23 protein-coding genes and 1 pseudogene are annotated in these 22,620 nt (G+C 74.4%); 12 read left to right on the top strand and 12 right to left on the bottom strand.

The features are described from left to right. Positions 1–103 precede the first annotated feature (103 nt). Positions 104–334, top strand: coding sequence for a hypothetical protein (locus tag SM573_RS21825; RefSeq protein ID WP_474610961.1), 231 nt, complete (start codon positions 104–106; stop codon positions 332–334). A 109-nt stretch (positions 335–443) separates the two neighbouring features. After that, positions 444–1,415 (top strand): DNA polymerase domain-containing protein, encoded by a 972-nt coding sequence (locus SM573_RS21820; protein WP_474610413.1) that lies wholly within the window; start codon positions 444–446, stop codon positions 1,413–1,415. 21 nt (positions 1,416–1,436) lie between these two features. On the opposite strand, the gene SM573_RS21815 is transcribed toward SM573_RS21820, so the two are convergent. Then, a complete protein-coding gene (locus SM573_RS21815) occupies positions 1,437–1,943 on the bottom strand; it encodes an Lrp/AsnC family transcriptional regulator (protein WP_474610412.1) in 507 nt (168 codons plus the stop codon). Between the two features lie 107 nt (positions 1,944–2,050). Here SM573_RS21815 and pdhA point away from each other — a divergent pair, with 107 nt between their 5' ends. The 3 genes from pdhA to SM573_RS21800 are packed head-to-tail and all read left to right on the top strand — an operon-like array spanning position 2,051 to position 5,618. Continuing rightward, positions 2,051–3,217 (top strand): pyruvate dehydrogenase (acetyl-transferring) E1 component subunit alpha, encoded by a 1,167-nt coding sequence (gene pdhA / locus SM573_RS21810; protein ID WP_474616928.1) that lies wholly within the window; start codon positions 2,051–2,053, stop codon positions 3,215–3,217. Further along, the gene (locus SM573_RS21805) at positions 3,214–4,236 is read left to right on the top strand and encodes an alpha-ketoacid dehydrogenase subunit beta (RefSeq protein WP_474610960.1); all 1,023 of its coding nucleotides are present in this window, start codon (positions 3,214–3,216) and stop codon (positions 4,234–4,236) included. Before pdhA ends, SM573_RS21805 begins: the two co-directional genes overlap by 4 nt. After that, complete coding sequence (locus SM573_RS21800; RefSeq protein ID WP_474610410.1) at positions 4,233–5,618, top strand: dihydrolipoamide acetyltransferase family protein; 1,386 nt, start codon at positions 4,233–4,235, stop codon at positions 5,616–5,618. Before SM573_RS21805 ends, SM573_RS21800 begins: the two co-directional genes overlap by 4 nt. 58 nt (positions 5,619–5,676) lie before the next feature. On the opposite strand, the gene SM573_RS21795 is transcribed toward SM573_RS21800, so the two are convergent. Further along, positions 5,677–7,779, bottom strand: a complete 2,103-nt coding sequence (locus SM573_RS21795) for a PQQ-dependent sugar dehydrogenase (RefSeq protein WP_474616927.1) — start codon at positions 7,777–7,779, stop codon at positions 5,677–5,679. A 22-nt stretch (positions 7,780–7,801) separates the two neighbouring features. Next, on the bottom strand, positions 7,802–8,764 hold the full coding sequence (locus tag SM573_RS21790; RefSeq protein ID WP_474616926.1) for a sugar phosphate isomerase/epimerase family protein: 963 nt from the start codon (positions 8,762–8,764) through the stop codon (positions 7,802–7,804). A gap of 623 nt (positions 8,765–9,387) precedes the next feature. Here SM573_RS21790 and SM573_RS21785 point away from each other — a divergent pair. Further along, complete coding sequence (locus SM573_RS21785) at positions 9,388–10,650, top strand: L,D-transpeptidase (RefSeq protein WP_474610407.1); 1,263 nt, start codon at positions 9,388–9,390, stop codon at positions 10,648–10,650. Positions 10,651–10,824: 174 nt separating this feature from the next. Here SM573_RS21785 and SM573_RS21780 read toward each other — a convergent pair whose 3' ends face one another. Continuing rightward, the gene (locus SM573_RS21780; protein ID WP_474610406.1) at positions 10,825–11,850 is read right to left on the bottom strand and encodes an SMP-30/gluconolactonase/LRE family protein; all 1,026 of its coding nucleotides are present in this window, start codon (positions 11,848–11,850) and stop codon (positions 10,825–10,827) included. A gap of 181 nt (positions 11,851–12,031) precedes the next feature. On the opposite strand from SM573_RS21780, the pseudogene SM573_RS21775 reads away from it, so the two are divergent. Then, positions 12,032–12,370: pseudogene (locus SM573_RS21775) on the top strand (STAS domain-containing protein); the annotation flags it as partial. 206 nt (positions 12,371–12,576) lie between these two features. Here the strand turns inward: SM573_RS21775 and SM573_RS21770 are convergent. After that, the gene (locus tag SM573_RS21770) at positions 12,577–12,969 is read right to left on the bottom strand and encodes an FKBP-type peptidyl-prolyl cis-trans isomerase (protein WP_474610405.1); all 393 of its coding nucleotides are present in this window, start codon (positions 12,967–12,969) and stop codon (positions 12,577–12,579) included. 307 nt (positions 12,970–13,276) lie between these two features. Here SM573_RS21770 and SM573_RS21765 point away from each other — a divergent pair, with 307 nt between their 5' ends. Beyond that, positions 13,277–14,341 carry a TerC family protein gene (locus SM573_RS21765; protein WP_474616925.1) on the top strand — a complete coding sequence of 355 codons (1,065 nt, stop codon included), beginning with the start codon at positions 13,277–13,279 and terminating at the stop codon, positions 14,339–14,341. A gap of 6 nt (positions 14,342–14,347) precedes the next feature. Here SM573_RS21765 and SM573_RS21760 read toward each other — a convergent pair whose 3' ends face one another. Genes SM573_RS21760 through SM573_RS21740 form a run of 5 tightly spaced genes read right to left on the bottom strand, consistent with a single transcriptional unit; the run spans position 14,348 to position 16,748 of the window. After that, positions 14,348–15,076 (bottom strand): helical backbone metal receptor, encoded by a 729-nt coding sequence (locus SM573_RS21760; RefSeq protein ID WP_474616924.1) that lies wholly within the window; start codon positions 15,074–15,076, stop codon positions 14,348–14,350. A 45-nt stretch (positions 15,077–15,121) separates the two neighbouring features. Then, complete coding sequence (locus SM573_RS21755) at positions 15,122–15,679, bottom strand: hypothetical protein (protein WP_474616923.1); 558 nt, start codon at positions 15,677–15,679, stop codon at positions 15,122–15,124. Next, positions 15,676–16,194 carry a DUF6286 domain-containing protein gene (locus tag SM573_RS21750; RefSeq protein ID WP_474616922.1) on the bottom strand — a complete coding sequence of 173 codons (519 nt, stop codon included), beginning with the start codon at positions 16,192–16,194 and terminating at the stop codon, positions 15,676–15,678. The genes SM573_RS21755 and SM573_RS21750 overlap by 4 nt, the downstream gene beginning before the upstream one ends. A gap of 27 nt (positions 16,195–16,221) precedes the next feature. Then, on the bottom strand, positions 16,222–16,548 hold the full coding sequence (locus tag SM573_RS21745; protein ID WP_474610401.1) for an Asp23/Gls24 family envelope stress response protein: 327 nt from the start codon (positions 16,546–16,548) through the stop codon (positions 16,222–16,224). Between the two features lie 17 nt (positions 16,549–16,565). Beyond that, positions 16,566–16,748: a hypothetical protein gene (locus SM573_RS21740; RefSeq protein ID WP_474610400.1), complete on the bottom strand. Its 183-nt coding sequence runs from the start codon at positions 16,746–16,748 to the stop codon at positions 16,566–16,568. A gap of 220 nt (positions 16,749–16,968) precedes the next feature. Between SM573_RS21740 and SM573_RS21735 the strand changes: the two genes are divergently transcribed. Next, entirely contained in the window at positions 16,969–17,850 is an 882-nt protein-coding gene (locus tag SM573_RS21735) for a hypothetical protein (protein WP_474610399.1), read from the top strand. A gap of 334 nt (positions 17,851–18,184) precedes the next feature. Further along, on the top strand, positions 18,185–19,453 hold the full coding sequence (locus tag SM573_RS21730; RefSeq protein WP_474616921.1) for a hypothetical protein: 1,269 nt from the start codon (positions 18,185–18,187) through the stop codon (positions 19,451–19,453). Positions 19,454–19,616: 163 nt separating this feature from the next. On the opposite strand, the gene SM573_RS21725 is transcribed toward SM573_RS21730, so the two are convergent. Further along, positions 19,617–19,958 (bottom strand): histone-like nucleoid-structuring protein Lsr2, encoded by a 342-nt coding sequence (locus SM573_RS21725; RefSeq protein ID WP_474610397.1) that lies wholly within the window; start codon positions 19,956–19,958, stop codon positions 19,617–19,619. Between the two features lie 215 nt (positions 19,959–20,173). Beyond that, positions 20,174–20,815: a response regulator gene (locus tag SM573_RS21720; protein ID WP_474610396.1), complete on the bottom strand. Its 642-nt coding sequence runs from the start codon at positions 20,813–20,815 to the stop codon at positions 20,174–20,176. A 67-nt stretch (positions 20,816–20,882) separates the two neighbouring features. Between SM573_RS21720 and SM573_RS21715 the strand changes: the two genes are divergently transcribed. After that, the gene (locus SM573_RS21715; protein WP_474610395.1) at positions 20,883–21,614 is read left to right on the top strand and encodes a sensor histidine kinase; all 732 of its coding nucleotides are present in this window, start codon (positions 20,883–20,885) and stop codon (positions 21,612–21,614) included. Between the two features lie 85 nt (positions 21,615–21,699). Then, on the top strand, positions 21,700–22,551 hold the full coding sequence (locus SM573_RS21710; protein WP_474610394.1) for a manganese catalase: 852 nt from the start codon (positions 21,700–21,702) through the stop codon (positions 22,549–22,551). The last annotated feature ends 69 nt before the right edge of the window (positions 22,552–22,620 follow it).

Here is a 22,620-nt window from a genome sequence, read left to right as displayed (position 1 = left end):
TCCGAGGGCGCGAGCGTCGGCCGGTGGCGGTGTGCCGATCGCCGACCGGGGTAATCGCGGCCGGACCTGGATTCCGCACAAGGGGAGGTGCGCCGTGGCAACGATGACCAAGGAGCAGAAGAGCCCGGTCAAGGACAAGAACTACGACCTCATCCGCACGTTGCAGATGTCGCTGGAGCACGTCTACCGGATGGAGACGTACATCGCCGACGCCGAGCAGCGGGGTGACACCGAGCTCGCCAACTGGTTCCGCATGATCCAGGACAACAACCGCAAGGCGGGTGACCAGGGCAAGCAGATGCTGATGAACCGGATGCAGCAGGAACAGCGCTGACGCGCGGAACGTCGGCCGGGCGGGCGGTGCGCCTGCCCGGCCGTTCTCGGGCCCGCCCTACCGTGGCGGCTGCCGGTGCGAGCCGGTGCCGACCGCTACGGTGTGAGGCGTGGCGACGGTGGCCGAGGAGATCCGGGTCGGAGAGCGGGTGGTCCGCGTCTCCAGCCCGGACAAGCCCTACTTCCCGCAGCGGGGGCTGACCAAGCTCGACGTCGTCCACTACTTCCTCGCCGTCGGCGACGGCATCCTGCGGGCGCTGCGCGACCGGCCCACGATGCTGGAGCGCTGGCCGCGCGGCGTCTTCGAGGGCGCCAGGATCGGCACCCGGCAGGACAACCGGGGTGACGCCTTCTACCAGAAGCGCCTGCCGGCCGGTGCGCCCGAGTGGGTGCGCACCGCGCACATCACGTTCCCCAGCGGGCGGAGCGCCGACGAGATCGCGCCGAGCGAGCTGGCCGTGGTGATCTGGGCGGCCAACCTCGGCACGCTGCGGTTCCACCCGTGGCCGGTCTCCGCCGCCGACGTGGAGCGCCCGGACCAGCTCCGCATCGACCTCGACCCGATGCCCGGCGTCGACTTCGCGCAGGTGGTGCCGGTGGCGCACGAGGTGCGGGCGTTCCTCACCGAGCTGGGGCTGACCGGCTACCCCAAGACCACCGGCGGCCGGGGGCTGCACATCTACCTGTCGATCGAGCCGCGCTGGAGCTTCGGGGACTGCCGGCGCGCGGTGCTCGCCCTCGGCCGGGAGATGCAGCGCCGCCTGCCGGACCTCGTCACCACCACCTGGTGGCGGGAGCAGCGCGACCGGCCGGTCTTCGTCGACTACAACCAGATGTCCCGCGACCACACCATGGCCTCGGCGTACTCGATCCGCCCCACGCCACGGGCGCTGGTCTCCGCGCCGCTGGACTGGGCCGAGCTGGACGACGCCCGGCCGGAGGACTTCGACGCGGTGTCCATGCCGGCCCGGTTCGCCGAGCGCGGCGACCCGCACGCCGGGCTGGACGACCGGCGGTTCTCGCTGGAGCCGCTGCTGGAGCTGGCCGACCGGGAGGGTCTCGAGGCGCCGCCGGAGCGGTGAGCGCGACGCGCCCGCGACCGGTCACACCCAGGGGCTGCGCGCCCCGTCGAACTCCTCGAAGACCAGCCACGTGCGGGTGGAGAGCACGCCGGGGATGCTCTGGATCCGGCCCAGCACCACGTCCCGCAGCGCCGCGTTGTCCGGCGCCCGCACCAGCGCCAGCACGTCGTGGTCGCCGCCGAGCAGTGCGGCGTGCTCGATGTAGCGCACCTGGGCCAGCTCCGCCGACACCTCGCGCCAGGTGTTCTGCTCGATGGTCAGCGCCACGTACGCCGAGGTGCCCAGCCCGGCCGCCTCCGGCGCCACCTGCGCCCGGAAGCCCGTGACCACGCCGTCGCGCAACAGCCGCTCGACCCGGGCGTACGCGTTGGTCCGGGAGATGTGGATCCGCTCGGCCAGGGTGCGCACCGACGTGCGCCCGTCCCGGACCAGCTCGTCCAGGATCCGGCGGTCCACCTCGTCGAGCGGTCGGGACGAACGTCCCGTCGCGGCGGCCGGGGTCGCTTCCGGACCGGTCTGCTGGCTCACCGAAGCCCCACTTCCGTGCCGTTTGTCTTACCTTGGCGGTGGATCTTGAGCAAAACATCCGCCACGCAGGAGCATAGGGCCACCACACGTCCCAGGAGGTCCCCGCCGTGACGACCACACCCCAGGCGGTCCGCAGGGCATCCCCGCGCACCCGTCGTCGGCCCGCCACCCCGGCCGACCCGGCGCGCCCGCTGCTGCCGGCCGACGAGCCGGTCCGCCTGCTCGACCCCAGCGGCACGCCGCTGCCCGCTCGCACCGACTACCCCGAGCCGCCCGTCGACGTCCTGCGCGAGCTGTACCGCCGGATGGTCGTCGGCCGGCGGTTCGACGTCCAGGCCACCGCGCTGACCAAGCAGGGCCGCCTCGCCGTCTACCCGTCCTCCCGGGGCCAGGAGGCCTGCCAGGTGGGGGCGATGCTCGCCGTCCGCGACACCGACTGGGTCTTCCCGACCTACCGGGAGTCGATGGCCCTGGTCTCCCGCGGCCTCGACCCCGTCGAGGTGCTCACGCTCCTGCGCGGCGACTGGCACTGCGGGTACGACCCGGCCGCCCTGCGCACCGCACCGCAGTGCACCCCCCTCGCGACGCAGTGCGTGCACGCCGCCGGGCTCGCGTACGGCGAGGCGCACCAGGGCCGCGACACCGTGGCACTGGCCTTCATCGGCGACGGCGCCACCAGCGAGGGCGACTTCCACGAGGGGATCAACTTCGCGGCGGTCTTCAAGGCGCCGGTGGTCTACCTCGTACAGAACAACCGGTACGCGATCAGCGTCCCGCTGTCCCGGCAGACCGCGGCCCCGAGCCTGGCCTACAAGGGTGTCGGCTACGGCGTGCCCAGCGAGCAGGTCGACGGCAACGACCCCGTCGCGGTGCTGGCCGTGCTCACCCGCGCGGTGGAGCACGCCCGCGCCGGCAACGGCCCGTTCCTGGTCGAGGCGCACACCTACCGGATGGAGCCGCACACCAACGCGGACGACGCCACCCGCTACCGCGACGGCGCCGAGGTCGACGCCTGGCGGGACCGGGACCCGATCAGCCGGCTGGAGACGTACCTGCGCGCGCGGGGTGAGCTGGACGACGACGCGGTCGCCGCCGTGGCCGCGGAGGCCGAGGCGTACGCGGCCGACGTGCGCGAGCGGATGAACGCCCAGCCCACGGTCGACCCGCTGAGCCTCTTCGAGCACGTCTACGCACAGCCCACGCCGCAGCTGATCGAGCAGCGTGAGCAGGTCCGCGCCGAGCTGGCCGCGGCCGAGCAGGAGGGGGACGCCTGATGGCCACCACCATGGCGAAGGCGCTCAACGCGGCGCTCGCCGACGCGATGGCCGAGGACGAGCGGGTCGTCGTCTTCGGCGAGGACGTCGGGCAGCTCGGCGGCGTCTTCCGGATCACCGACGGCCTCCAGGCCCGGTTCGGCGACACGCGGTGCTTCGACACCCCGCTCGCCGAGGCGGGCATCGTCGGGTTCGCCGTCGGCCTGGCCATGTCCGGCCTGCGGCCCGTGGTCGAGATGCAGTTCGACGCGTTCGCGTACCCGGCGTTCGAGCAGATCGCCTCGCACGTGGCGAAGCTGCGCAACCGCACCCGGGGCGCGCTCAGCGTGCCCATCGTGATCCGCGTCCCGTACGCGGGCGGGATCGGCGGCGTCGAGCACCACTGCGACTCCAGCGAGGCGTACTACGCGCACACCCCCGGCCTGAAGGTGGTCACCCCGGCCACGGTCGCCGACGCGTACTCGCTGCTGCGCGAGGCGATCGCCGACCCCGACCCGGTGGTCTTCATGGAGCCGAAGAAGCTCTACTTCTCCAGCGGCGAGGCCGAGCTGCCGGCGCGTACCGAGCCGTTCGGTCGGGCGGTCGTGCGGCGCCCCGGACGGGACGCCACGCTCGTCGCGTACGGGCCGGCGGTGCCGGTCGCGCTGGAGGCCGCCGAGGCCGCCCGCGAGGAGGGCTGGGACCTGGAGGTCGTGGACGTCCGCACGATCGTGCCGTTCGACGACGAGACGGTCACGGCCTCGGTGCGCCGCACCGGCCGCTGCGTGGTGATCCAGGAGGCGCAGGGCTTCGCCGGTGTCGGCGCCGAGATCGCCGCCCGCGTCCAGGAGCGCTGCTTCCACGCCCTGCACGCCCCGGTGCTGCGGGTCTCCGGCCTGGACATCCCGTACCCGGCGCCGATGCTCGAACACACCCACCTGCCCGGGGTGGACCGGGTGCTCGACACGGTCGCCCGCCTCCAGTGGGACGACCAGCCGGACGCGCGCTGGCTCCCCGCGGCCCGGGGCAGCGCGGCATGAGCGACCAGGTCTTTCTCCTGCCCGACCTCGGGGAGGGCCTCAGCGAGGCGGAGATCGTCGAGTGGCGGGTCGCGGTCGGCGACACGGTGACCGTGGACCAGACCGTCGTCGAGGTGGAGACGGCCAAGGCCGTCGTCGACGTGCCCTGCCCGTACGCCGGGCGGGTGGTCGCGCTGCACGGCGCGCCCGGCGAGGTCCGGCCGGTCGGCCAGCCGCTGATCACGATCGCGGCGCCGGACGGCGCGGCGGCCCCCGCGCCGGGCGGCGCACCCGAGCCCGCCGGGCACGCCACGTACCGCGAGGAGGAGCGCGCCGGCTCGGGCAACGTCCTCATCGGGTACGGCACCGGACACGGTCCGGGCCGGCGGCGGCGCCGCCCCCGGCTCACCGTCGCTCCCGACCCGGTCCCCGCCTCGGGGACGGCCCCGGGCGCTCCGGCCCGCCCCGCCGCCGCGGCGGCGACCGCGACGGCCGTCGCACCCCCGCCGGCGGCCGGCGATCCGGCCGCGACGCCGCTGGTCATCTCGCCGATCGTCCGGCGGCTGGCCCGCGAGCACGGCCTGGACCTCGCCACGCTGACCGGCACCGGCCCCGGCGGGGTGGTCCGCCGGGCCGACGTGGAGGCCGCCCTCGCCGCGGCCCCCGCACCGCTGCGCGCGGTGCCGCAGCCGCCGGCCGCGTCCGGCGCCGACGACCTGGTCGTCCCGCTGACCGGCATCCGCAAAGTGATCGCCGACAAGCTCTCCCGCAGCCGGCGGGAGATCCCCGAGGTGACCATCTGGGTCGACGCGGACGCGACCGCCCTGCTGGAGACGCGGGCCGCGATCAACGCCGCCCGCCCCGGCGAGCCGGTGAGCATCCTGGCCCTGCTGGCCCGGATCTGCCTGTCCGGGCTGCGCCGCTACCCGCAGCTCAACGCCCGGGTGGACACCGAGGGGGAGCGGATCGTCCAGTCCGCGGGCGTGCACCTGGGCATCGCCGCGCAGACCGACCGGGGGCTCGTCGTCCCGGTGGTCCGCGACGCCCAGCGGCTCACCACCGGCGAGCTCGCCGCCGAACTGGCCGAGACCACGGCGGCCGCCCGGGCGGGGACCCTCCCGCCGGCGCGCCTCACCGGGGGCACGTTCACCCTCAACAACTACGGGGTGTTCGGTGTGGACGGCTCCACCCCGATCATCAACCACCCGGAGGCGGCGCTGCTCGGGGTGGGACGGATCGTGGACAAGCCGTGGGTCGTCGACGGCCAGCTCGCGGTCCGCAAGGTGGTGCAGCTCAGCCTCACCTTCGACCACCGGGTCTGCGACGGCGGGGTGGCCGGCGGTTTCCTGCGGCACGTCGCCGACTGCGTCGAGCGGCCCGCGCTGCTCATCGCGGCCGTCTGACCCGCACCGGGGCCGGCACCACGCGGTGCCGGCCCCGGTGTCGTGAGCGTCGGTCGGATCAGCCGGCGCTGCCGCCCGTCGGCGTCAGCACCACCTCGGCGCTGCCGGTCTGCGGCGGCACACCCGGCTCGGTCGGGGCGTCGGTGTACTCCGCCACGAAGACCGCGCGCAGGTTGTCGGCCCCACCGTGCCCGGGGTCGAGGAAGGTGGTGATGCTGCCGGTGCACCCGGTCGCCGACGAGAGCGGGTGGCCGTGCTCGTCGTGGCCGAGGATGTAGGTCACCCGCACCCGGGAGCAGTCCACCGGCAGGTCGTCGGTCACCCGCACCTCGAACGTCACCGTCTGACCGAACTCGAACGGCTGCCCGGCGGTCGGGCTGACGAACTCGACGATCGGCGCCCGCGGCCCGACGAGCAGCGGCAGGGTGGCCGCCGCCGACCGGCCGGTGCTGTCGGTCACCTTGACCGTCGGCTGGTACTGCCCGTTCTGCTGGTACGTCCAGGTCGGGTTCGGGTCGGTGGAGTCGACCGAACCGTCGGCGTTGAAGTCCCAGGCGTAGCGGAGCCGGTCACCGTCCGGGTCGACCGTCCCGGCGCTGCTGAACCGGACGGTCAGCGGCGCCTGCCCCGCCGTCGGGTCGGCGCTGATCTGGGGGATCGGCGTCCGGTTGCCCCGGACGAAGTCGATCCGGGACAGCTGCGCGTCGGGGTTCTCGGCGAAGTAGCCGTCGCCGTACTCGAGCACGTAGAGGGCGCCGTCCGGGCCGAACTCCATGTCCATCGGGTTGTCCACCACCAGCGACGGGACCACCGGCCGGATGTCGCGCACCTCGCCCTGCTTGTCGAGGCGGAACTCCTTGATGTAGTCGCGGGTCCACTCGTAGAACAGCGGCACCCCGTCGTAGTAGGCGGGCCACTTGGTCCGCGACGTGCTGCGGCCGTCGTAGTCGTACGCCGGGCCGCCCATCGGGCCGATCCCGCCCGTGCCGAGCTGCGGGAACTCGCCCGAGGCGGCCGACGGGTACCAGACCTGCGGCGCCTCGACCGGCGGCAGCCTGCGCAGGCCGGTGTTGTGCGGCGAGTCGTTCACCAGCCGCTCGCAGTCGAAGTACGCGCCGGGCGTGCCGGTGGCGAAGTCGTAGTCACGGTAGGGCAGGCTCGGCGTGGCGCAGTACGGCCAGCCGTAGTTGGCCGGCTTGTCGATCAGCATCCACCGGCCGTGCCCGGCCGGCCCCCGGCCCGGGTTGGCGGACCCGGCGTCGGGGGAGTAGTCGGCCAGGTAGACGTCGTCGGTGCGACGGTCGACGGCGAACCGGAACGGGTTGCGCAGCCCCATCGCGTAGATCTCCGGGCGGGTCTTCGCGGTGCCCGGCTTGAACAGGTTGCCCGCCGGCACGGTGTAGCCGCCGTTCGGCTTCACCTTGATCCGCAGCAGCTTGCCCCGGAGGTCGTTCGTGTTGCCCGAGGTGCGCTGCGCGTCGAACGCCGGGTTGCGCTCGGCCCGCTCGTCGATCGGCGTGTAGCCGTCGGAGAAGAACGGGTTGGTGTCGTCACCGGTGGAGAGGTACAGGTTGCCCTTGCTGTCGAACTCGATCTGCCCGCCCACGTGGCAGCAGATGCCCCGGTCGACGGGTACGTCGATGATCTTCTGCTCGGTGGCGAGGTTCAGCTTCATCCCCTCGAGCTTGAACCGGGACAGCCGCAGCACGCCGCGGAACCGTTCCCAGTCCTCCTCGGTGCCCACCATCGGCGCGTCACCCTCGTTGACGTCCGGCGTGCTGGGGTCGTCGACCGGCGTGTCGCCCGGGGGCGAGTAGTAGAGGTAGACCCACTTGTTGCGGGCGAAGTCCGGGTCGATCGCGATGCCCTGCAGGCCCTCCTCGTCGTGCTCGTAGACGGGCACGTCGGCGGCGAGGGTGTTCAGGCCCGTACGCGGGTCGTGGATGCGGACCTCGCCGGTGCGGGAGGTGTGCAGCACGCGCAGGTCGGGCAGGACGGCCAGGCTCATCGGCTCGCCCGGGTAGTCGTTCAGCGTCACCTTCTGGAAGCTGGAGTCCGGTGGCGCGGCCGGTGCGGGCGCCGCGGCCGACGGCGCGGCGGGCGCCGCGAGACCGGCGCCGACCAGCGCCAGGGCGGACAGGATTGAGGTCCTCTTCTTCACAGTGGTCCCCCGGAGGTGGTGGTCAGTAACGGAGCGACGAGAGGTAGTCGAAGCCGACGCGGGCGGTGTCCAGGGCGTCGGCGGGCGAGCGCGGCGGGGTGCCGGCGTCGTCGCGCTCCACGATGTACTCCTCGATGCCGGCCTCCCGCTCGTGGGCGAGGATCCGGCCGAAGTCGATGAGGCCGTCGCCGAGGTCGGCGAAGCTGGCGTTGTGGTCCATGTCCTTGACGTGCACCTGGCGGATCCGGCCGCGGTGGGCGCGGATGACGTCGACCGGGTCCTGCGCGCCGCGCCAGGCCCAGAAGAGGTCCAGTTCGAAGTGGACCAACCGCGGGTCGGTGTCGCCGGTGAGGATGTCGAAGCCGGTCCGGCCGTCGGTCAGCGGGACGAACTCCAGTTGGTGGTTGTGGTAGCCGAACTCCAGGCCCGCGCGCTCGGCCATCCGGCCGGCCCGGTTGAGGTCCCGGGCGAGGGCCCGGTAGACCTGCGGGTCGCGGATCGGCTGGCCCGCCGAGTCGAGCCCGAACCACGGATGGACGATCTTGCGGCAGCCGACCGTGTTCGCGTCCGCGAGGGCGCGCTCCCACGTGTCCGCGTCGAAGGGCTGCGGGATCCCCGTGTGGCCGGAGGTGGCGCGCAGCCCGGCCTCGTCGAGCGCGGCCCGGAACTCGGCGGCCTTCCGGCCGACGAAGCCGGCGTGCTCGACCCGCCGGTACCCGATCCGGCGCAGTGCGGCGAGCGTGCCGGGCAGGTCGGCGGCGAGCTGGTCGCGCAGGGTGTAGAGCTGGATGCTGATCCGGTCCAGCGGCACCCGCCGCCGGCCGCCGCCGTGGCCCGCGCCGCCGGAGGCCGACGCGGCCGAGGTCCCCAACAGGCCGGCGGCGCCGACCGCGGCGGCGGAGACGGTCGCCGCGCGGAGCAGTCCGCGCCGGCTCACCGGCTCGGACGCCTCGGGTGGCTCCGACCGCCGTGTGTTCTGCTCCATGGTGGTGTTCCCTCCCTGCCGGGCCGTGCGGTCCGGCGGTTCGGGGTCGACCGGCTGCCGCCCCCGGGCACGCCGGACCGGCCGGCGGAGTTCCGGCTGGTCAGGGCGGTCGGCGGTACGGGGTGCGGGCGTGCCCACGCGGGGCGCGCCACTGGCGGCAAGGCGGACAGCGGATCGACCGATGGGCAACTTTCTATCTGGCTCGACACCGTACCCTTGCCGACTGTCGATGGCAAAGGTTCCGCGTGGGACGCCGAACTTTCGCTGAACCTGACGAAAGTCCGGTGCGAGGCGCGGGCGTGCGCCCTGCCGTGCCACCCGCGCCGCGGCACCGGGGGCCGGGGCGCGGTTCGCGGCGGGGCGGTGTCGGGCGGAAGGGGGTGAATCCGGTCGGCACGGCGCGGCCGGGTGCGTTGGGGACGCTCCCGTCGCGTCGGGTCGCGAGGCGGCGTACGGGGCGAGCGCTCATCGAAACGGCCCTCGGGGATGACGCTCCCCTTTTGGCGCAGCACGGCAAAATTGGACAGATAATTGTCGCAGCCTTATTTTGCGAATTGCGGGGGAAGTCGTACGGACCTGGAGAGAATGGGGCGGAGCCGAAGCGTAAAACGGGGGGACGCATCATGAGATTGAGGCGGCGTTTGACGCTGTTGGGGGTGACCGTCGCGGTCACCCCGTTGGTCCTGGTCGGCTGCACCGCCGACACGAAGACGGACGGGCGAGCGGGGAAGCACGCCGCGCCACCCGAGCTGACCGTGACGCCCGGGGACAGCGCGAAGGACGTGCCGATCAGCGCCGAGATCGGCACCAAGGTGGCCGGTGGCCGCGTCACCGGCGTACGGATCACCGACGACAAGGGCAAGGAGGTCAAGGCCGAGCCCCGCGAGGACGGGTCCGGGTGGGTCCCCAGCGCGCCGCTGGCGCCGAAGCGGACCTACACGGCGGAGGTCACCGCGACCGGCGACTCGGGCAAGACCACCACGCGTAAGACGACCTTCACCACCATGCCGAAATCGAACAAACCGGCGGTGACCAGCACACTCTATTTCGCCGGTAATCAGACGTACGGCACCGCGATGCCGGTGACGGTCGCATTCGACCCGCCCATTCCCAAGGAGGCCAGGGCGGATGTGCAGCGCCGGTTGTTCGTGAAGACGGATCCGCCCCAGCCGGGCGTCTGGTCGTGGGTGTCCGACGGCAGCCAGGTCTATTACCGGGCACCCGACTTCTGGCGTCCGGGCACGACGATCAGCGTCCGCGCCGGCCTGGAGGGGCTGCCCATCGGCAAGGAGCTGGTCGGCGACGCCGAGCGGAAGGCCACGTCGAAGATCGGTCGGCAGGTCTCCCTGGAGATCGACAACGCCACCAAGCAGATGTCGGTGCTGCGCGACGGAAAGCTCGTTCGCAAGATCCCCGTCAGCCTCGGCAAGCCGAGCACGCCGACCTCCAGCGGCAAGATGGTGATCATGGAGAAGCACCAGTTCACGACGTTCGACACCCGGGGATCGGCCGACCCCTACGTGGTCGACGTCGAGGACGCGCAGCGGCTCACCTGGGGCGGCGAGTTCATCCACGGCGCCCCGTGGTCGGAGGGCGACCAGGGCAACACCAACGTCTCGCACGGCTGCACCAACGTCTCCGCCTCGGCAGCGGACTGGCTCATGAACATCACGCAGGTGGGCGACCTCGTGACCGTCAAGGGCACCGAGGTGCCGCTGACGGAGGGCAACGGCTGGACGGCCTGGAACGTGAGCTGGGCCGAGTACGTGAAGGGCAGCGCCCTGCCGGTGCCGGCCGGGCTCGCCCCGGCGCCGGCCCACCAGGGGCACCCGGGCGCGGTCGCCGGCGGCTCGCCGGCCCCGCACCCCTCGGTGACCGGCGGCTGACCGCCGTCCGCACCTGACCGGGGCCGGCCCGCCCACTCTGCGGGCCGGCCCCTTCCTGCGTACGGCGTTCCCTGCCTGCCGGGCAGGCGCTCCGCGGGCCGTCCGCACGGGGTGGCGCGGGCGTCCTCCCGGCCGGACCGAGGCGTGCGGTGACGCTCGTGGCGACGGGGTGGGTCAGGCCAGCGGGACGCGTGCGACGCCCGGCCCGGTCAGGCTGCCGAGCCAGAGCCGGTCGCCGTGCTGGCGTACGCCCGTGATCATCGAGTAGTCGCCGCGCGGGCCGTGCAGCGTCCGGCGGACCGTACCCTCACCGTCGACCAGCGCGACCAGCCCGTAGCGGCGCGGCTGCGGCTGCAGGGCGTCGGGCAGCAGCGCGGCGAGCTGGCGCAGCCGGGGGTGCGGCAGCAGCCGCTCGGCCACCGCCACCCGCGGGCTGGGCAGCGCGATCCAGTACGTGTCGTCGCCCACCGCCGAGAGGTTGTCGGGATACGCGGGCAGGTCGGCCAGGACGCGGACCGCGCCGCCGGGCAGGTCGACGCGGAGCAGCCGGTGGGTGGTCGTCTCCGCGAGCATCAGCGCGGACTCGTCCGGGGTCAGCGCGATGCCGTTGGGGAAGTAGAGGCCCTCCGTCACCACCTCGACGCGCCTGTCACCCGGCCGGTACGCGAGCACCCGCCCGTTCGGCCGGTGCTCCAGCATGTCCCGCTTCCAGTGCGACACGGGGAACCGGTCCGAACTGTCGGTGAAGAAGATCGTGCCGTCGCGGGCCACCGTGGCGTTGTTGGCCAGGTGCGCCCGGGTCGTCCGGCCGGTCAGCTCGTGCACCGAGCCGTCCGGGGTGACCCGTAGCAGGCCCCGGTACGCGTCGCACACCACCAGCCCGCCGCCGGCCGGGTCCACCTCGACACCGAGCGGTCGGCCACCCGTCTCGGCCAGCAGGCGCCCGGTGGCGCCCGCCGGGGCGTCGGCCGGCCACCACCAGAGACGCCCGTGCTCGTCGCCGCTGATCACCCGGCCGTTCGGGTCGACGACGACGTCTTCGGGGCCGACCGAGCCGGGCGGCAGGGGCAGCAGCTCGACCGCGTCGAGCCGCCGGTCGGTGGGCGCCCACGGGCCGGCCAGCGGGGGCGGGACGGTGGCCGGCTCGCGGACCGGCCGGATCAGCCGGGGCGGCCGGGGGCGGGAGCGGGGGAGGGGCATCCGTGCATTGTCACCCGCCGATGGCCGTTCCGGTTCCCGGCGCACGGGAGCACCCGCCGCCGACCCGGACACCTCTGCCCTGAGACGGATCGGGGTCGGCTCGGGGTACGACCCTGGGCGTACCCGGAATCACTCCCGCGCAGGGTCGGAACTGTCGGTGGTGGGGGCTAGATTCAGGGGCATGGGAGAGCAGCTCAGCGACCGTTTCCACGTGCAGGTGCGCGTGGGAGACCAGGGCGTCGACGTGCGCGCGGTCGGCGAGATCGACTGCGGCACGGTGGGGACGCTCCGCGCGGCGCTCTGGGCCGCCCCGGCGCGGCCGGTGGTGCGTCTCGACCTGTCCGGCGTCGGCCTGCTCTCCGCGGCCGGGGTCCGGGCTCTGCTCGCCGCGCACCGCCTCCTGCGCGCGCGGGGTGGCGAGCTGGTCCTGGTCGACCCGGGCCCGGTGGTGGTCCGGGTGCTGCGGGTCACCGGCCTGCACCGGGTCATCCCGGTCGTCCAGTCGTCCGAGCCGGTGGCGGCTCCGCAGCCGCCCGCGCGCTCCGACGCGCCGGTGCCGCTGTCCGTGGTCCCGCCGGTCCCCGCCGCGCAGCCCGCGCCACTGGCGCCGCCCGTCCCGTCCGCCCCGCAGCCGGTGCTGGCGGCGGCCTGAACGCCGCTGGCCTGCGGCGCGGGCGGTCGCCGGAGCGCGGGGCCGCCGACGTCGGTCGACGGCCCCGGCCGTGATCAGCGGACGGCGAGCAGGTCCACCACGAAGATCAGGGTCTCGCCCGGGCGGATGACGCCGCCGGCGCCCCGGTCGCCGTAGCCCAGGTGCGGCGGGATGACGAGGCGGCGGCGACCGCCGACGCGCATGCCGACCACGCCCCGGTCCCACCCGGAGATGACCTGCCCGGCGCCCAGCGGGAACTCGAACGGCTCGCCCCGGCCCCAGGACGAGTCGAACTCGCGCCCGGTCGAGTGCCCGACGCCGACGTAGTGCACGGTGGCCAGCTGCCCCGGCTGCGCCTCCGGCCCCTCGCCGACCGTGATGTCCTCGATCACGAGGTCGGCGGGCGGGGCGCCCTCGATCGGAGCGACCTCGGGCTTGCCCGAGCGGGCCCCTGCTGGCTGGTTCATCCGGAAATCTCCTGCCGTTGTCGGGTGATGTGTCCGGTCGGCTCCGATCCTGCCGGATAGCAGTGGACCGATGTGCGGCAGCCCGCCGGCGGGCCGCGCGAGCTGGCCTCGCGGCGGTCCCGGTGACCGGGCGACGGCCAGGGCCAGGGCGAGGGCGAGCGATCCCCCGGGCCGAATCCGCCGGACCGGGCTCACCGGCCCGGGCGCTCGCCTACGCTCGGACCTGTCCCTGCCTCGGGAGGTCGCCGCCGCGCGGCGAGCGGCGGGAGCAGGACCCCGGTGAGGCGGTGGATGCGGAGGGCGCCGGGTGGGCGACGCGACGTTCCCGGTGCCGTTCTGGGCGTGGGCGGCGGTAGGTGCGGTCATCGCCCTGATGCTCGCCGTGGACATGCTGTCGCACCGCGACAACCACGTCATCGAGCTGCGCGAGGCGCTCGTCTGGAGCGTCGTCTGGATCGGCGCCGGTCTCCTCTTCGGCCTGCTCATCTGGTTCTGGCGGGGCGGCGAACCGGCGATCGCGTACTACTCCGGCTATCTGCTGGAGAAGGCCCTGTCGGTCGACAACGTCTTCGTCTTCGCGCTGCTCTTCGGCTACTTCCGGGTGCCCGCCGCCTACCAGCACAAGGTGCTGTTCTGGGGCGTCCTCGGTGCGCTGGTGTTCCGACTCGTCTTCATCGTCGCCGGGGCGCAGCTGCTGGAGCGCCTGGCCTGGGCGGGCGTGGTGCTCGGCGGTTTCCTGATCTGGACCGGTTGGCGGTTGGCCGTCCGCGGCGAGCCGGACGTCGACCCGGACCGCAACGTGGTGGTCCGGCTCTTCCGCCGGGTGGCGCCCACCGAGCCCCGCTACCACGGCGACCGGTTCACCGTGCGCGTCGCCGGCCGTCGCCGCGCCACCCTGCTGCTGGTCGCGCTCGTCGCGATCGAGGCGACCGACGTGGTCTTCGCGATCGACTCGGTGGCCGCGATCCTCGCCATCACCACCAACACGTTCCTCGTGTGGACGGCCAACGCGTTCGCCGTGCTCGGGCTGCGCAGCCTCTACTTCTGTCTGGCCGGGCTGCTGCGGCACTTCGGTTACCTGCGGTACGGGCTCGCGCTCCTGCTCGCCTTCGCCGGCGTGAAGCTGATCCTGGCCGAGACCCCGGTGGGGAAGCTGCCGCTCTGGCTCACGTTCGCCGTGGTGGTGCTGACCCTGTCCACCTCCATCGCATGGAGCATGCTGAGCGCCCGGCGCAGGCGCAGCCACGCCGGTGGCCAGACCGGCCGCCGTGCCGGCGGATCGGAGACGGGCTTTCCTGCCGGCGGAGAGGAGCCCGGCCGGCGCCCCGGCACGGAGGGGAACCGGCGTCCGCCCGGCGCGGAGGAACCCTGAGCGCCGTCAGGCCGCGGCGGTCACCGTGCGGGCCAGTTGCGCGGCGAGCACCGCCGGCGCCTCGGCCAGGGACGGCCCGTACCAGGTCAGGTGCCGGCCGGACAGCAGCGCGCAGGGGGTACCGGGGAAGGCGTCCGGCCCGTCGGTGGCCGTGAAGCGGTACGGCTCGTCGGGGAGCACCACCAGGTCCGCCCCGGCGGCGCGCAGCTCGGCGAGCGCGGGCCGGGGGTAGCGCTCGGCGTGTCCGGCGTAGCGGTTGACCACACCGAGCCGGCGCAGCACGTCCCCGGCGAACGTGTCGGAGCCGAGGACCACCCAGGGGCGACGCCAGACGGGCACGACCGCGTGGCGCACCGGCGTCGAACGCGGCGGGTCGGCCCAGGCGCGGCGGGCCGCGCCGAGCCACCCCGGCTCCTCCGCCACGTCGAGGGCGGCCAGCAGGTCGGCCAGCTCGGTGAGGGCGTCCGGGACGGTACGGGGGTACGTTACGCGTACCGGCACGCCGGCCGCGACCAGCGCGTCGGCGTCCTCGCGGCGGTTCTCCTCGACGTTGAGCAGCACGAGGTCCGGCCGGAGGGCGAGCACCCGTGCGAGGTCGGGGTACTTGCTGCCGCCCACCCGCGGCACGTCCAGCCCGGCCGGGTGGGTGCACCAGTCGGTGGCGCCCACCAGCACGTCGGGCCGGGTCACCGCCACGGCCTCGGTGAGCGACGGCACGAGCGACACGACGCGCACGGTCCACCTCCGGAGTCGGCCCCCGGGCGGGCGCCGACCCGTCGATCATGCCTGGCCGCTGTCCACCAGCGCCGTCACGTCCAGGTGGGCGGGGCGGCACGCGGCCGTGTCGACGTAGCGGCGGACCGCGGCGTCCACGTGTTCGCGCAGGCCGGTGGTGCGGGAACCGGCCACGACCTCGACCCGGATCCACAGGTCGGGGTGGGGCGGGTCGCCGGTCAGCACCACCCGGGCCCGGCGGATGCGGGGATCTCCGGTGAGGTCGCGCTCCAGCGCCCGCGCGAGCGCCGCGGCGGTGAGCCGGGTGCGGCCGCGCCGGCCGGGGTGCGCGAGCGTGCCCGGCCACGCCCCGCCGGTCGTCGTCAGCTCGCGCAGCAGCAGCCACAGCCCGGTGAGGGCGGCCAGCAGCCCGGTGGCCGCCGCGGCCAGCGCGGTCCACGGGGCGGCGAGCCGCCACGAGTGGCGCAGCCCGGCACCGAGGACCGTGCTCCCGGCGTCGACGCCGGGGAACCGGCCGAGGTGCAGCGCCAGGCCGAGGCCGCCGAGGGCGACGAGCAGGAGCGCCACGACGGTCCAGAGCACCCGGTGGGCGGCGTTGGTCACGCCGCCCGCCGCCCCGGCAGCAGTCGTACGTCGATCCGGTCCGGCCGGGGCGCCGCCAGGCGGTGCAGCTCCTGTCGTACGGCGAACTCGACCTCGGCCCGCGCGGCCGCGTCCCCGGTCGCCACCACCCGGGGCCGCCAGAGCGTGCCGCGTCGGCGCACCCGCACCCGCACCCTCCGTACCCCGGGCACCGACCCGACCGCCGCGGTCAGCCGCCGCTCCACCGAGCGCCGGTGCAGGTGCCACCCGCCGCCCGCGTCCAACCGCAGCGGCGTCCACGGCCGCAGCTCGGCGACGAGGACTCCCAGGCCGAGCAGGAGGAGGACGAGCGCCGTCGCGCGTACGCCAGGATCGTCCCACCGCACGCGCCCGAGCGCCGCGCCCCAGCCGCGGTGGTCGACCAGCAACGGGGGCCGGTGCGCCGCGGCCAGCAGCGCCTCCACGGCCAGCAGCGCGCCGCCGACGACCAGGGCGACGGCGAGCAGCAGGGTGGCCAGCCGGTTGGCGGTACGCACCTCAGCCTCCGGCGACGGATCCGCCCGTCACGTCGGCACCGCCGTGTCCGGACCGGGCACCACGACGTCGTCGACGGTGACGGTGACCTCGCGTACGCCGAGTCCGGTCGACCCCTCCACCTGGCTGATCACCGCGTCCCGGACGGCGTCGGCGACGGCGAGCACGCTGTGGCCGTACCGGGTGACGACCTCGACGTCGACGCTCACCGCGTGGTCGTCGAGGCGGGCCGTCGCGCCGTGCGGCCGAGCCGGCACGGTGACCAGCGCGTGCACACCCGGCACGCCCCGGGCGGCGTGGGCGCCGATCCGCGCGACCACGTCCGGGCTGATCCGGGTGACGCCCCGGTCGGTCATCGCTGCCTCCCCGCCGGTCACCGCCGCCGTACGACCCGGTCTCCGAGGCCGGTCACCGCGGCCGCGCCGTCGAGCACCCGGACGGCGAGCCACGCGAACACACCGGCGAGCACGGCGAGGCCGGCGACCCGGGCGCCCGCCGCCGCCCAGACGGCGACCACCAGGAAGCCGGCGAGAAAGCCGAACTGTTGTCGCGACATCGCACCTCCCGACCGGCACGGTGTTACCGGCGCCGATCTGGATACACCCTGCCGGCGGTACGGAACGTTGGTCGAGCTGTGATCCAGGTCACATCCGCGGCGGTGGTCGACCGAGGTGCGCGGGTCGCGGGCGGACGCCACCGCCGCACCGGCGGGCCGCCGGCCATGATCCAACCCCTAGACTCGGCGCCGTCGACCGATCGGCGGATGGATCAGGCGGATGACGATCACCGGCACCGACGAGGGTGTGTTCCTGCGGGCGCTGCCCGTGGCGGGCGGGCGGGCGCCCGTGTTCGAGCGCGCCGGGCACCAGGTCTACGCCGCGCACCGGCTCGCCGAACTCGTCCAGGGACGTCCGCCGGGAGTCACCGGCAACCAGTGGAGCACCGCCAGCCGGGAGGGGTACGACTTCGTCGTCCGCGCGGACGACTCCGGTCGGCCCCTCGTGGCCGTGGAGGTCGGACCGGCCGCCCCGCCCGGCTCGCCGGCGCAGCGGGTCGAGCGGATGAAGGCGGCTGTCGCGGCGGAGGCCGGCCTGCCGGTGCTGCGGGTCGAGTCGCCGACGCTGCGCGCGGCCGACCACGGTCGCCGGCTCGTGGAGTACGTCCTCGACGCGCGCCGCTACGCCGCCGCCAGTGGGCCCACCGACCCGGACGAGCCCGCCTCGGTCGGGTTCCGCGAGATCCTCGGCCGCCTCCCGGACGGGCGCACCGGGCACGTCAACGACCTGGGCGCGCTGGCCCGCGCGGCGGCGGTCGAGGCGTACGTCTCCCGCCGGCTGGCCGATCCGATCGTGCGGGGGTTGCACGTGCGCTGGCAGGGCGGTCCGGCCGAGGGCTGGGGCTGGGTGGAGGTCCGTCCCGGGCTCTGTCTCGTCGAGCGGGTGGCGGTCTGGGAGCAGCGGTTCTCCTGCGGGATCGACGCGGCTCGGCTGGCGGAGGACCTGGCCGCCGTCGCGATCGGCGAGCGGCTGCGCGACCTGGAGGGTGCCGAGCCGGCGCTGGTGACCCGGGACGCGCTGCGGGCCGACATCCTCGCGCTGCGGGCCCGCGGCGAGGAACTGGTGGGCGGCTTCGCGTTCGACCACCTCTGCGCGGACTGACCGCGCCCGGCACGCCACCGATCCCGGTCCGTTCCGTCCGACGGCGGGCCGGCCGGAACGGGTCAGTGGCTCCGCCACCTCGGCACACGCCGCCCCGGCGCATCTCCGAACAATTTTTCCGCGGCCGGTTGAACCCCCACGGCCCGCGTTCCGTACTCCAGCGGGAATGGACAGGATCTCTCCCTCCCGCGGCTCCGGTGGCGGGGCGGGAGTGCGGAAAAGGCATCGTCGGTCATCGACGTGTCACGGCTGCCCAGTCGTGGCCTGACGCTGCAATTCCGACGGTCCGCCGAGGGCTCGGATCCACCACCGGATCGCGAAGGAGAACAATTCGATGCGCAGGTCCACACGGGCGCGCCGGTCGCCCGGCAACGCGCGGAGCAGGCGTCTGCTGGCCGTGGTCGGCACGCTCGCGGTCTTCGGCGGGATCGTCGCCGTGACCCAGATTTCGTCGGCCGAGGACCGCCGGTCCAACAGGCCCCGACCGGCCGCCGGGTCCTGCGTCCAGCCCAGCCCCGGCGCGACCCCGTCCGGGCGGGAATCCACCACCCGCACCTGGCAGGACGGTCGGTGGGTGCGCAACCACTGGGGCGATGGGCAGCAGTGCCAGGAGCCGCCCGGCTCGGGCAGCGGCGCGGGAGGTTCCGCGGTCGCCTGCCCGGACGTCGCGGGCGAGCTGCCCGAGGTGCCGCGCCGCGCCCGGGCGGAGGTCGAGCGCAACCTCGCCCAGTTGCAGACCCAGATCGCCGAGGCCGACCGGCGGCTGGCGGCGGACGGCGGCCGGGGTGAGCAGTTCATCCGCACCGCGATCCTCCAGCCGCTGGCCGCCAAGCGCCGGGCCACGCTGGACCGGATCACCAACGCCATCGACCGCTTCGGGCCGCGTCCGGCGAACCTGGCGCGGCTCGCCGAGTGCCAGGTGGCCCCGGTGGACGACGGCGGTGACAACGGCTCCGGCGGGAACAACGGCGGCGGCGACAACGGCGGCGGGAACAACGGCGGCGGCGACAACGGCGGCGGCGACAACGGCGGCGGCGACAACGGCGGCCCGGGTGCCGGCCTGGGCGTGCTCGCGAACAACTGCGACGAGAGCCGGTTGCAGGCGCACGACGGCTTCCAGCAGGGCAACCGCTGCGTCAGCACCGCGTTCGGCGAGGTCGGCGCCGCGGCCAACAACCCCTCGTTGCTGATCACGGACTTCCCGGGTGAGATCGGCCGCAACCAGCCCTTCACGTTGCGGGTCAGCACCCGCAACCTCGTCCGCGACCGGTTCCTGCCGGCCGCTCAGGGCGGCTACTACGTGGAGAGCTCCCTGTTGAACGAGCAGGGCCTGGTGCGGGGCCACTTCCACACGGCCTGCCGGATGCTGGACAGCCTCGACGCCCCGCCGGCGCCGCAGGAGGTGCCCGCCTTCTTCGTGGCCACCGAGGACGGCCAGGGTGGCGCCGACCCGGACGAGGTGACGATCCAGGTCCCCGGCCTGCCGGAGTCCGGCACGGCGCAGTGCGCGGTGTGGGCCGGTGACGGGTCGCACCGGCTGCCGATGATGGAGCGGGCCAACCAGACCCCCGCCTTCGACGCGGTGCGGATCCAGGTCAACTGACGCGGCCGGGCCGGCCGGGAGAACCTCTCCCGACCGGCCCGGCCGCCGTCGGTGTGCCGGTGGCGCAACGAGGTCTCGGCCGGCCCGTGCGGGCCGGCCGAAGCGGCGTCGGTGCGGGCGCGCTCCCCGCGCGGCAGGTGCCGGCGCGCCGCCGGACGCGGTGTCAGCGGTTCTTGTAGGCCTCGACGACCTCGACCGGGATCCGGCCCCGCTCGGAGATCTTGTAGCCGTTCTTCGCGGCCCACTCGCGGATGGCCCGATTCTGCTCGCGGTCCATCCCCGCGCCGCCGCCGGTGCGGGCCGGCCGTCGAGCACCCTCCGCCGTTCCGCGCCCGATCCGGCGACCGGCGCTGATGTACGGGTCGAGCGCCTTTCGCAGCACGCCGGCGTTCTCGTCGGAGACGTCGATGGTGTAGGCGACGCCGTCGAGGCTGAACTCGACCGTCCGGTCGGCCTTTCCGCCATCGAGGTCGTCGGTCAGCACCGTGATTACTTTTCTGGCCATCGCCGATTACTCCCTGTCTGGGGCGGGGTGTGGTCCAAAGTTTGACGCACGGTGCCCGTAAACCGCAAGAATACGGCACTTTTTCATTTCGGCGGGTCGCGATTCCGCCCGCGAATAGCGAGCCGGGTCACGGAATGGCCGGTCCCGGGATCGGCAGGCCGGGGAATGCCCCGGTCCGCGGAAAACGGTGGGCCCCGAAATCGTCTGGGCGCCGCTCATTCCCCGAGCAGACCGGCGTGCCCCGCCAGGGCGGCGGCCTCCGCCCGGGTGGAGACCCGCAGCTTCCTGAGCAACGCGGCCGTCATCCGTTTCACGGTGCGTTCCGACACGTGCAGATGCTCGGCGATCTCGACGGTGCTGTGCCCGGCCGCGATGGCGCGCAGCAGGCGGCGCTCCTCGGCGTCGAGGTCGATCGGGGTGGGGCGGTTCGGGCGCAGGAGCCCCCGCAGCAGCGCCGACGGGAGCACCGCCCAGCCGTCGAGGACGGCCAGCAGCGGCGGCAGCAGCTCCTCGGGTTCGCTGCTCTTCGGCAGGAACCCCTCCGCACCGGCGCGCAGCGCCTCCAGCGCCGGACCCGGGTCGTCGTCCCCGGACATCGCCACGACCCGGACGCGGGGCGTGGTCCGCCGGATGGCCGCCACCGCGCGGATGCCGCCCGGCGGCGGCATGTGCAGGTCGACCAGGGCCAGGTCGGGCTGGCAGCGGCTGACGAGCGAGGCGGCGGCCGAGGCGTCGCCGGTCGACCCCACCACCTCCGCCCGCTTGGCGCTGGCGGCCGGAAGCAGCAGTTCGAGCCCGCGGACGAACAAGGGGTGGTCGTCCACGACGACCAGGCGGATCGGGGGTAGGTCGGACATGTCTGGTCCGTTCCCGAGCGGGTACCGATCATGCGGGAAAGCGCGGGGACGAGGGGAGTCGGGGCGGATGGGTGGACGGCACGGGTTGCAGGGGCTGCTGCGGGGTTTCCGACGGATCGGGCCGGCCCGGCCGGACGACGGCACGGCGACCCCGAGCGACCCGGAACTCCTGCTGCGCCTGCTCTGTCACGAGTTCCGCACCCCGGTCAGCACCCTCACCTCGTTGACCCGGGCCCTGGCCGACGACCGTACGGAGCTGACCGGCGACGACCGGCGGGAGATCATCCGTCTCGCGCGCGACCAGGCCGTACACCTGAACGCGCTGCTGCGCGACGCCACGGCGGGCACGGCGGCGCTGACGCACGCGGGCCCGTCGGAGGGGACCGTGCCGTTGGCCGGGCTCCTGCGCGAGGTCGCCGGCCTGGTGCCCGCGCACCGTCGGCGGGCCCGGGCCACCCGGCGGGCGGCGCAGTGCCCCGTGCTGGCGCGGAGCACCCGACAGGTGCTGGTCAACCTGGTGGAGAACGCGCTGCGCCACGGTCCGTCCGACGGGCAGGTCGGCCTCTACGCGGCCCTGCGCCGCCCGGGCCTCAGCCTCCTGGTGACCGACGAGGGGCGGGTGGACGCGGCGCTGCGTGACGCGCTGCGCCGGCCCGAGCCCGGCGCCGGGATGCACGGGCTGGGGCTGTGGATCGTCCGGCATCTCGTGGCCGCCGACGGCGGCTCGGTGCACGTGCACCGGATCCGCCCGCGCGGGGTGGGGATCGAGGTGCGGCTGCCGCGCATCACCGGCGCCTGACCCTGCGGGGTCGCCGGTTGGCCCTGCCGGGCCAGCGCGAGGGGAACAGTCCTCGGGCCCGCACTGGTGGCGCCGAGGAGGACACATGTTCAGCCACGTGAAGGACCTGCAGTTCGAGGCCAAGCCGGACGGCCCGGACGCCGCGTTCGCCCGCCGGCTCCAGGAGATCCTGGGCGGCAAGTGGGGCGAGATGACCGTCGCCAACCAGTACCTCTACCAGGGCTGGAACTGCCGGCTGCCGGGCAAGTACAAGGACCTGTTCCTCGACGTGGGCACCGAGGAGATGGCCCACGTCGAGATGATCGCCACGATGATCACCCGCCTGCTGGAGAACGCGCCGTTGTCCCTGCAGGAGGCCGCCGAGGACAACCCGATGGTGGGCGCGATCTACGGCGGCTCCAACCCGGCCCACTTCATCCACGGCGGCGGCGGGGCGTTGCCCGTCGACAGCGTCGGGGTGCCGTGGAACGGCTCGTACATCACCGCGAGCGGCAACCTGCTGGCCGACTTCCACCTCAACGTCACCGCCGAGGCGCAGGGCCGCCTGCAGGTGGCCCGGTTGTTCCACATGACCGACGACCCGGGGGTGAAGCAGATGCTCCGCTTCCTGCTCGCCCGCGACACCATGCACCAGAACATGTGGCTGGCCGCCATCGAGCAGCTCAAGGAGGAGGGCCTGGAGGAGATGCCGGTGCCCGACGCCTTCCCCGACTCGGCGGAGCTGACCGAGCAGTTCGGCTACACCTACCTGGACTTCTCACCCGGCACGGACGCGTCGGAGGGCCGCTGGGCGGCCGGGCCGAGCCCGGACGGCAGGGGCGAGTTCCGGTACGACGACAGCCCGCGCGCGCACGCCCCCGAGCCGGTCCTGCCGCCGGGTGACCCGCGCCTCTACGGCACCAACCCGGGCCTGTCCGGCAAGGCCGCGAGCAGGTGATCTGACGTCGTCGCGCCGGGCCGTCCCCGCGGCGGCCGGCCCGGCGATCCCCGTACCGGAGGAGGAGGT

The organism is Micromonospora xinjiangensis, assembly GCF_056150165.1.
This window is presented reverse-complemented; position numbering and strand designations above follow the sequence as displayed.